Annotated in this window: 5 protein-coding genes; all 5 read right to left on the reverse strand. The window is 61.2% G+C overall.

What is annotated here, in order from left to right; genetic code table 11:
- Positions 1-282, reverse strand: a 282-nt coding sequence (locus FEM54_RS26175) for a cytochrome b (RefSeq protein ID WP_171045902.1), incomplete at its 3' end; no start/stop codon positions are given.
- Positions 279-1361: a catalase family peroxidase gene (locus FEM54_RS26180; RefSeq protein WP_138453619.1), complete on the reverse strand. Its 1083-nt coding sequence runs from the start codon at positions 1359-1361 to the stop codon at positions 279-281. The genes FEM54_RS26175 and FEM54_RS26180, both read right to left, overlap by 4 nt.
- 120 nt (positions 1362-1481) lie before the next feature.
- The gene (locus FEM54_RS26185) at positions 1482-2246 is read right to left on the reverse strand and encodes an enoyl-CoA hydratase-related protein (RefSeq protein WP_017136500.1); all 765 of its coding nucleotides are present in this window, start codon (positions 2244-2246) and stop codon (positions 1482-1484) included.
- 42 nt (positions 2247-2288) lie between these two features.
- Entirely contained in the window at positions 2289-3587 is a 1299-nt protein-coding gene (locus tag FEM54_RS26190; protein WP_017136499.1) for a membrane protein, read from the reverse strand.
- A partial coding sequence (locus FEM54_RS26195; protein WP_138453620.1) for an acyl-CoA synthetase family protein occupies positions 3580-4120 on the reverse strand: 541 nt, incomplete at its 5' end. The genes FEM54_RS26195 and FEM54_RS26190, both read right to left, overlap by 8 nt.

A 4120-nucleotide genomic window follows, 5' to 3' on the forward strand; every position in this document is an offset into this window, starting at 1 on the left:
ATATAACACGACATGGGACGCTTTGGCGGCCAGCACTTGCCACAGTGGCAGGTCAGCCGGCAACGGCGGCTGACGGGTGGAAAAGCGCACCACCAGCCGCACGATCACCAACGCCAAAATCGCGATACCCAGTGGCTTGTGCAGATGAATCAGCCACTCGTGACGCTCCGACACCGACGCCGCCATGCCCGCGCCGATAAACAACATGGCAATGACCATCAACGCCATCAGCCAATGCAGCAGGCGGGCCAGAGGCGCGAAAAACCGTGGTTGGGCATTCATGGTTTCGACTCCTGAGGGGCACTGTGCAGCGGGCTGACTTCGCCAGCGCGGCGTACGTAGGAACTGGCATAAGCCGCCGAGCGTGCAGCCAGCAGCGGGTCATTGGAGGCTTGGATACCGCTGGGCAGAATCAGCGGGTCAAAGTTGATATCGCGGCAATCGCCGTCAGCCTGCGGTTGGCTGCTTTGCAGCACCAGGGTGCCGGCGTTGAGCACCTTGTGCTCGCCGGTCCAGGCTTTGCTGGCGTCGTCCAGCGGATCGCCGGGGTTGGCCAGGGTCAGGTTCAACTGCCAACGCAGCGGCCCGGAAGCCAGACGCTGCACCAAATCCTTTTCGAGAAAGTCAGCGCCAGGCGGCGCGGTGTCACCCGTCGCATCCTGGCTCTGTGGCACTACGCCCCAACGCACCGCCTGGCGCTGGCCATCGGCGTTTACCAGGTAAAAGGCATTGATGCCGTTGTAGGTTTCGGTCGCGTAACTGGCCGAGGGCTTGGCGGTCTTGACCCACGCCAGGAACGGCGCCGTCTCGGGGTGCGCGGCAAAAAACGCCGGCATACTGGCCGGGTTCGGCTTGCCGGTGGCCGGCTCGGGTGCGCCGGCCTTGAGCATCTGGTAAAACGCCTCAGGCGTGCCCACCGGGAACACCGGCATGCTGTTCATCCCCGTACGCCATTGCTGGCCGTTGGCCTGGCTGAACTGCACCGCGAAACTGCGGATCGGCACACTGCTGTCCGGCGCGTAGGGGTTGCCGCTGGGCAAGGCGAATCGGCCGATCACCGGGGTTTTCGCCGCGCTGAACACCTGGGCACTGGAGTAAGCGCGCGCCTCGGGGCTGCTCTCGAAGTAACCGGCCACACACACGCCCTTGGCATGGTTACGCCGAAACCCAGGGTGTACACCGTTATTGGTTTCCAGGGCATTGACCAGGGTTTTGGGACGCAGGCGCTGTGGGTCAAGCGTGCCGTTGACGTAGGCGAATGCCCCGGCAACAACCGCCACTACACTGCCAATACACGCCAGCCTGACTAACAAACTGGCGGTACTGAGGGGCGTACGTGGCGGCGATGAGTGATCTACCATGAAAAACTCCAGGGCACGTGGCCACAGGGAAAATGAACTATGAGACGAATCCCACGTAGGTCTATTCCCTTTTCACTGTAGTTTTTTCAGAGCAGATGCGTTGCCAAACCGAGCGTTCTTCTAAACCGCGTTGAAGACTGCCGGGCGCTTGTTTATAAACGCCTGCATGCCCTCCTGCTGATCCGGCGTCGCGAACAGCCCATGAAACAGTCGGCGCTCCAGGCGCACGCCATCGTGCAACCCAAGTTCCAAGGCTTGCTCAACTGCCTCCCGCGCCGCCCGTGTGGCGGTGCGCGAGAACCCGGCAATCTGTGCAGCCACCGCCAGCGTTTGCTCCATCAAGTCTGCCGCCGGGTACACACGCGACACTAACCCGGCCTGGAGCGCCTCTTGAGCCATCATCGGCCGTCCGGTCAACACCATGTCCATGGTCTTGGCCTTGCCGACCAGCCCGGTCAAGCGCTGGGTCGCACCCATGCCCGGAATAACGCCCAGTTTGATTTCCGGCTGGGCAAAGGTCGCCGTATCGGCGGCGAAAATCATGTCGCACATCATCGCCAGCTCACAGCCGCCGCCGAACGCATAGCCGGCCACTGCGGCAATCGTTGGCGTGCGCCGGCGGGTAAAGGCTTCCCAGCCGACGAAGTAATCCTCGTCGAGCATGTCCAGGTAGGACTTGGTACTCATCTCCTTAATGTCGGCCCCAGCGGCGAAGTATTCAGGCGTGCCGGTGATGACGAAACAGCCGACCTGCGGGTCCTGGTCCAGCACTTCCAGACGGCTGATCAACTCCGTCATCAGCGCCGAACTCAACGCATTCTTGACCTGGGGGCGATTAAGCCTGACCAGTACCACTCGACCATGACGTTCTATTAATACATTCATAAAAACCTCTGCTGATTAATGTTGTGCCTCAATGCCGCCGTTTCAGGAATCCCAGATCGCGCCATAAGCCGGTATGCCACGGGCTTCCATTTCATGCACCACGCGCTCGGTCAACGCCTGGTTGGCGATACAGATCACCGCTTCTGCACCGAAGGTTTGCACCGCGCCGTAGGCCAATTGCACCAAGTCCGGTTTACCACGCTCATCGGTGTCCCAGATCAATGCCCCGGGCTGAGCACGCAGGATTTCGTCCACCAGTTCATCGCCATAGGTTTTGCGCGGGCTGCGGGTAGACCAGATCAACTGGATCGGCACTTGGGCGGCCAGCAAATGCGGCATGACCGGGCCGATCCCACTGCCGGTGGCGATATACACCACTGACTTGAACAGGGTTTCCACATTAGCCACGCCCGCCGTGGTGATGCCTTTGACCCACACGTGGCTGGGCAGGTCTTCGATGAAGCGCCCAGTCCAATCGCCCGCACGCGATATGATCAGGCGAAACCCCGCCGCCTCTGGTGCAGGAATATTGGCAAACGAATGCCACTCCAGCAGAGGGTTGCGGCTGATCGCAGTGGATGAACCGGCGAACGGCGTGGTGTGCTTGAAGCGCGTAATCACCGCATGCCCGGAAGGCCGTGTGTGTTCAACGGCGACCTTGCGCAGACGCAACCATGGCAGGGCAATGCTCAACGTCAGCAGCACCAGCATCCAGAATGATCCACTGTGTAATAAGCTGGTCGAAGACTCGCTGGACGCCAGTAAAGTCAACGCCCAGAACAGTAGCAGCGCGCTCCAGCCGGCAAACCGATGGACCCGCTCGAAGCCATTATGGAATCGGCTGCGAATCCACGGCTGCGCCATGCTCACCATCAACAGCAACAGCCCGAGCAACACACCCGTGAGCCACAACCAGGCTGACGACACGCTATCGGGCTGGCGCAGATAGCGTGCAACCTGAACGCCGACCATCGCTATAAACCACGCGGTCGCCGCCAGGGCCGCGCCACTGTGCAGCCCGCCGAAGTGGTAAACCTTGGCCGCGCTGCGCCGCACACGCAACGGCCAGGTGACTGGCACACGGGTTGCCAGCCAGAACAGTGCATTGATCAGGTAATGCTGACGAATCAGGATGGCCAGCGACAGGTTGATCAGCACCATGTCCGAAAGCCTTTCAACCGTAATGGCAGCAAAATCGACCGCCAACAGTACAAACACGGCATTAACCAACAACACCAGTGCCACCAGGCGGTTGTAGTAGGAAAACACCGGCAGTGCAGTCCAGCGACGCCACAACGCCGGTTTGGGTGGCACAACGGCACGGGTCAGTGCATCAAGCATGGCGAGCCACCTCGGCCGCGAATGCCTGTTGCAGCAGCAAGGCCTTGTCGATTTTGCCCCTGGCGGTCAGCGGAAAAGCCTCCACCGCGTAGATGGATGTCGGCACGCAGTAGTAGGCCAGGCGCTCCTGGCAGCGGGCTCGGCACGACTCGACGTCGGCACTGACGGGCGAGACGAAAGCCACCAGGTTACGGCTGTCCAGCTTCAAAGTGACCGCCCGCATGCAGCCATCGCCCGCCTCCAGGGCCGTAGACACAGCGTCCAGTTCCACACGAAAGCCACGCACCTTCACCTGATCATCGACGCGCCCCAAGTGTTCCAGTTGACCGTCTGCCGTCCAGCGCCCCAGGTCCCGCGTGCGAAACATCATTGCGTCACCGCCCATAAAAGGGTCCGGGCGATAGCGCTCCTGGGTCAGCTCGGTATTGTTCAGGTAACCGGCCGTTACCCCGACGCCGCCGGCCCACATTTCACCGATCTCACCCAGTTCACAGGCGCGACCGTGTTCGTCGAGGACATACACGGTGTTATTC

The sequence above is a fragment of the Pseudomonas edaphica genome (assembly GCF_005863185.1).
Classification (GTDB): domain Bacteria; phylum Pseudomonadota; class Gammaproteobacteria; order Pseudomonadales; family Pseudomonadaceae; genus Aquipseudomonas; species Aquipseudomonas edaphica.

Bases quoted from the DNA above. Each gene is read 5' to 3' on its own strand.
- FEM54_RS26180 (WP_138453619.1), bottom strand. From the start codon at position 1,361: ATGGTAGATCACTCATCGCCGCCACGTACGCCCCTCAGTACCGCCAGT.
- FEM54_RS26185 (WP_017136500.1), bottom strand. From the start codon at position 2,246: ATGAATGTATTAATAGAACGTCATGGTCGAGTGGTACTGGTCAGGCTT.
- FEM54_RS26190 (WP_017136499.1), bottom strand. From the start codon at position 3,587: ATGCTTGATGCACTGACCCGTGCCGTTGTGCCACCCAAACCGGCGTTG.